Source organism: Oribacterium sp., assembly GCF_057249185.1.
The window spans coordinates 1-5,369 of the sequence record NZ_DBHIGR010000153.1 but is presented as its reverse complement, the minus strand read 5'-3'; the positions used below and the strand labels follow the sequence as shown (position 1 = coordinate 5,369).

Here is a 5,369-nt window from a genome sequence, read left to right as displayed (position 1 = left end):
CAGTATATTGTTGTGGGAGGAATGCCCAATGTTGTCCAAAACTTTGTGGATTCCAAGCAAATGAATCTGGTTTTACAGATGCAAAGGGATATCCTTCATTCCTATCAGGATGATATGTTGAAATATGCTGAAAAGGCGGATAAGGGAAGAATTCGAGATTGTTTTAGCTCCATTCCGAAACAGCTGAGTAAGGAAAATAAAAAATTTCAGTATTCTCTTGTGAAAAAGGGAAGCACTGCCTCTCAGTATCTTGGCAGCCTGCAATGGATAGAGGATGCAGGCATAATCAGCCGTTGCTATAATTTGACGACTCCGGAATTGCCCCTGTCCGGTAATGCCATTCCGGATATTTTCAAAGTGTATATGAATGATACAGGCCTGTTTGTAGCGATACTGGACGATGGTACTCAATTCGATATTTTGCAGGGAAATCTTTATAGCTATAAAGGCGCCATTTTTGAAAATCTAATTGCCGGAGTTTTCCAAAAAATGGGAAGAAAGCTTTACTATTTTCATAAAGATACCGGTTTAGAAGTGGATTTTGTGATTCGCTACCGGGGAAAGGCTACATTGATTGAGGTGAAAGCCTCCAACGGAAATACGAAAAGCACGAAGACTATCCTGAAAAATAAGGATAAGTATCATGTGGAACAGGCTATTAAAATCGGAGATTATAATCTGGGACGAGAAGGGGAGATATTGACTGTACCGCATTATATGGCGTTTTTGCTTAGGGGAGTGTAAGGAAAAGAATGATTGCGGGGGAATTGAATTTATAAAATGAAGTGCGGAAAATCACATTCATCAGTGATTTTTCCGCAGCTTTTTTTATTCCTCCACATCTCCAATAATATACATGGTCATTCTGGCGGTACAGAAGAGCTTATCTTCCTCGTCTTTAACCGTCACGTCCTGCACTACCGTGGTTTTTCCCTTGTGCAGAGCATTACATTCCACAAAGAGCTTTGTGGCTCCCGCCGGGCGGACGTAATTAATGTTGCCGGAGAGGGTGACATTTTTTACTCCGTAGGCATAGGCGGCCATGCCGGAGGCAATATCGCAGAGGGTGTAAAGGGCACCGCCATGAACGGCACCATAATGATTCAACATTTTCTCTGTAGCTTCAATGCTGTAGAGGCAGTGTCCCGGCTCGATTTCTAAAAGCTCTATCTTGTCAAAGCCGGATAATTCCTGAATATGGGCATGAACGCCCTCCATTACCTTTTCTCTCATTTTCATCCCCTTTTTAAATCCTTGTGTGCGTAAGAAATAGATGATTCTTCTACGCTCCGGATTCATCTATACAACAGAATCGTTTTGTGAAGTCTATAGCGAATACGGCTTTCCGGGAAAATGTTGAACGTGCTTTAGCCGTTTCGGGCATTCAGTATAGCATTTCTTTTCCATAGTTAAAATGCCTAATTGGACGATTCCTGTTTTTAATACTTGCTTGAGTCACGGGGAAAGTTTAAGTTATTTTACTTTCGTATAGAATCTATACGGAAAACTCTAATTTTTTGCAAAAATTCTATAAACTTAAGAAAAATTCCTTTTCAAGAAAACGAAACTACAGTAGTATGTGAACTGGAAAAAGCTCTATTTTTTTGAAAAGGAGAATGATTATGAAGAAGCCGGACAAAAACAAGATGGGAAGAATCGGGAAGATGCTTGTCTTAGGAACAGCTTTACTAAGCATGGCAACCCCTATGGCTGCTTTTGCCAAGACCGACAGAGTGGATACTCCGGGAACCTGGCGGAAGCAGGGAGAGAAATGGCAATTTGTCAGAGAGTATGGAGCACCGGAAAAGGGCTGGCTGGTTTATAAGAGTGACTGGTATTATCAAAGTCCTGTTGAGGATTTGATGGAAACAGGCTGGCTGAACCTTCAGGGAAAGACTTATTTTCTTAGTACGGAAAATAATGCAAGCTTCGGTCATGTTGTAACGGGCTGGCAGTGGATTGACGGCTATTGCTATTATTTTGAAGAGGCGGATCAGGCGGATTACGGGGTTCTGTTCACCGGTGGAAAAACCAAGGATGGCTACTATGTGGATGCCAATGGTCGTTGGTTAAACGGTGCAGGAGGAGAGCCTGTTTATATCAGCGGTAAGGGATTGTCTGCAGCGGTGTCCGACCAGCAGGTAGCCGGTGTCAGTCGTAGTATTCCTTCCGGAAATGCAGGTCAGGTAGCCGGTGTGAGTCGTTCCGGCGGTAGCTCTTCCGGCGGTTCTGTAAGCAGAGGAGGCTCAAGCAGCTCTTCCGGCAACGCTACCAGCGGAAGTACTTCCAGTGGCAATACAGGAAATACCGGAGCTAATGCAGGAAATACCGGAGCCAATGCAGGGAATACAGGAGATAACGCCGGAAATACAGGAGCTAACGCCAGTGGAAATAACAGCGGAAACAATACCGGCAATACAGCCGATAATACAGGCAACAGTGGAAATACCGGAAATACCGCTTCCTCTTCAAACCTTCCGAAGGAAGAGGACGGAAAGCCGGAGGAGAAGCCGGGAACCGGAGACAACGGTAATACTGAAGAAAAGCCCGGTACCGGAGACAATGGCAATACCGAAGAGAAGCCCGGCACCGGAGACAATGGCAACACCGAAGAGAAGCCCGGCACCGGGGAAAGCGGAAAGCCGGAAGAGAATCCTACACCGGAACAACCTGAGGAAAAGAATGTTATTAAGCTGGTGGGAGAAGCCAAGGTTAATCAGGATGTGAAGTTGTATGTATCTAAGGATATTATGGACAGCATCGCCTTTGTTTCCGTCGGTTTTCAGCCGGTTTTACCCGAGTCTCATAGAGAGAACGAGCCTAGCTACTCCTTGGATCGGGAAAAGCAGATTCTGACTCTTCCCAAGAGTCTATTTAAGAAAAGTAAAACTTATGACATCTCTATCCAGGCAGGGGGAATTCAGCCTTTCCATGATATTAAAGTAGAGGTAAAAGACGATGTGGAAGTACCTTTTACAGCAGAAAAGGGTGAGCCGGAGGTGCTGAATAAGGGAATTCTTTTAGGGCCTACTTATGCGGCTTTGAATGAAGAAGCGGATTTACATGCTTTCCGAGTTACCTATGTTCCCGGAAAAGGAATGCCAGAAAAGCCCTGGTGGACAACGCGTTTAAAGTCTGTGGTGGTAGAGAAGACCCTCTATGAAAGAGTAAACTCCGAGAAGGAGTTTTTAGAGAAGAAGGATGTGTATTACATTGTGCCTGAGGATGCAGAGGAAGGCGCCAATACCATTCTTTTGTCTGACTCCGCCTTTGAAGATAAGGAGAATTTTGACCTGATGTTGGAGTCCGGGAATCCAATAGAGAGTGTGATTTGGGATATGAAAGGCTAATTCAACGCGAAGGATTTTATTGTATTTTCATTCCGGCCGAAATATAGTAAGGAAGATGTGACAAAATATGCTCGGAATTCTATGCTAAACTAAAGCAAGCCTTTTGCCTTAGGGGAAAGGGTTCATTTAGCGGCAGAAGGCCGGAAAGAGAGTACTAATGGAAGATAAAAATCTGGATCAAAAGCTTTCGGAGAATCATCCGGAAGAACAAAAGGCGACAGACAAGCCAAAATCAAAGAAGAAAAAGAAGCAAAGCTTTATTCATTATCTGATTCCCACGGTGCTGTTTATTTCCATGATTGTCTTCGGAGGCTTGTTCCTCCGGGACTTTCTGGAATATCGGGCGGCGGAGGATGAATATGCTTCTCTGCAGGATCATATCGTGATTTCCGAGGAGCCGAAGAAGGAAGCGCCGAAGAAGGAGAAGGCCAGTGAGGACGAATTTGATGATGAGGTAGAAGAGGAGCCTGTAGATCTGCTCCATCCTCATTTTCAGATCGACTACGGAGCGCTCTCCGGGGTAAATGCTGATTTTACCGCGGTTTTGCATGTGCCTGCCCTTTCCATCACCTATCCGGTGGTGAAGAGTAAGGACAATGAAGAGTATCTGCATAGAACCTTTGAGGGAAAGGCGAACTTTGCCGGATCTATTTTCCTGGATGCCAATGCCAAGGGAAGCTATGACCATAAGAACACCTTCATTTTCGGTCACAACATGAAGAATGGAACCATGTTCGGAAAGCTGAAATATTTCCTTCGGGATGATCAGCTGGCAAACAGCAATCCTTACGTCTTTCTTTGCAGACCGGAGGGGATTACCCGCTATCGTATCTTTAGCTATTATTTAACGACGGTGGAAAGTCCTATTTACAACGACTTCGAAGGGGACAAGGGCTATGACCAGTATTTAAGTCTGATTCAGAGACTTTCCTCTTATAGAAATTATCCCAAGGACAGTATCGATTTTTCTCAGCGGCCGGATATCATTACCCTGTCCACCTGTTCAGGGCCTTCCGGAGGAAACCAGCGCTTTATTGTGCAGGCAGCCCTGGAAGAGGTGTATCAGAACGGTTAAGTATATTCCGTTTCTGCGTAGAATGGAGAAGGAAAGCTCCTTGCAGCAAAGAACATAGAAAAGTGAATATCTAAACAGAAGAAACAGTCTTGCCTGTGTTTTTCCATTTTAAGCTTTCGTAAGCTGAAGAATGGGCAATGCACAGAGCAGGGCTGTTTTTTGATGTTTAGGTGTAATACTTTTGAAACTGTTCAACAGTCTATAGTATGAAAAAATTTTTTGATGGAAATCATGTTATGCCTTAAAAAATCAAGGATACTGAAGGGGTTGCCCCCTAAAAAATATTAAGAAATAACAGCATAAAATCACAGATATAATTATTTTTAAAAAATAGTTTGAAAAACACTTATATAAATTAATAAACTAGGCGATACTTTAAACAGAGATAGAAATTCCACTAGAAAACATGTATCTCTTAAATAGAATAAAGATTTTGTTTACCACCCAGTATAAATTATGAATGCACTCTCAGAACTTATATAAATAAAAGTGATAACAAATTCGAAAAAACTTTTAAGAAAACTGTTGACATAGCAAAGGGATATGCTATAATCCAAATTGTAAGTCATTTGGAACTCTTGCATAGGGGACGAGTAAGAGGATCTCGACTTACCAGCAGATTCTGACCGGATCTGTTTGAGCAAAATCGGGGAAACCCGGTGACGCAAAGCTATAGGGCCTGTAATATGGCAGCCAGTTGCGATCTTCCAGTATGAAGATGTTACTCAACAAGTAAACAAACTCATTTCATCGAAGATTACGGTTAGCTGGCAACTAGAAAGGGAATTCTAGATGTCGGTTTTTTTATTACTCGAAAAGAAAGTATGGATTTTTTCTTTTCATCATATGGTGTCACCGTAAGATACGGTAGGACATCGGCAAACCCGGGGAAATCCGGCGACGCAAAGCTATAGGGACTGTAAAATGTCAGCCAGCTGCAATCA

Annotated in this window: 4 protein-coding genes and 2 riboswitches; of the genes, 3 read left to right on the top strand and 1 reads right to left on the bottom strand. The window is 43.1% G+C overall.

The window, feature by feature from the left end; all coding sequences use genetic code 11:
- Positions 1-744, top strand: a 744-nt coding sequence (locus ACO4PX_RS08335) for a DUF4143 domain-containing protein (protein ID WP_485572256.1), incomplete at its 5' end; no start/stop codon positions are given.
- An 84-nt stretch (positions 745-828) separates the two neighbouring features.
- Here ACO4PX_RS08335 and ACO4PX_RS08330 read toward each other — a convergent pair.
- Positions 829-1,233 (bottom strand): PaaI family thioesterase, encoded by a 405-nt coding sequence (locus tag ACO4PX_RS08330; RefSeq protein WP_485572255.1) that lies wholly within the window; start codon positions 1,231-1,233, stop codon positions 829-831.
- 389 nt (positions 1,234-1,622) lie between these two features.
- Between ACO4PX_RS08330 and ACO4PX_RS08325 the strand changes: the two genes are divergently transcribed.
- Both ACO4PX_RS08325 and ACO4PX_RS08320 read left to right on the top strand, forming a co-directional pair.
- Entirely contained in the window at positions 1,623-3,350 is a 1,728-nt protein-coding gene (locus ACO4PX_RS08325; RefSeq protein ID WP_485572254.1) for a hypothetical protein, read from the top strand.
- A gap of 157 nt (positions 3,351-3,507) precedes the next feature.
- A complete protein-coding gene (locus tag ACO4PX_RS08320; protein WP_485572253.1) occupies positions 3,508-4,425 on the top strand; it encodes a sortase domain-containing protein in 918 nt (305 codons plus the stop codon).
- A gap of 629 nt (positions 4,426-5,054) precedes the next feature.
- A riboswitch (cyclic di-GMP riboswitch) is annotated at positions 5,055-5,130 on the top strand.
- 162 nt (positions 5,131-5,292) lie between these two features.
- Positions 5,293-5,368: riboswitch (cyclic di-GMP riboswitch) on the top strand.
- Position 5,369 lies beyond the last annotated feature (1 nt).

Coding starts and splice junctions, on each gene's coding strand:
- ACO4PX_RS08330 (WP_485572255.1), bottom strand. CDS start 1,233: ATGAGAGAAAAGGTAATGGAGGGCGTTCATGCCCATATTCAGGAATTA.
- ACO4PX_RS08325 (WP_485572254.1), top strand. CDS start 1,623: ATGAAGAAGCCGGACAAAAACAAGATGGGAAGAATCGGGAAGATGCTT.
- ACO4PX_RS08320 (WP_485572253.1), top strand. CDS start 3,508: ATGGAAGATAAAAATCTGGATCAAAAGCTTTCGGAGAATCATCCGGAA.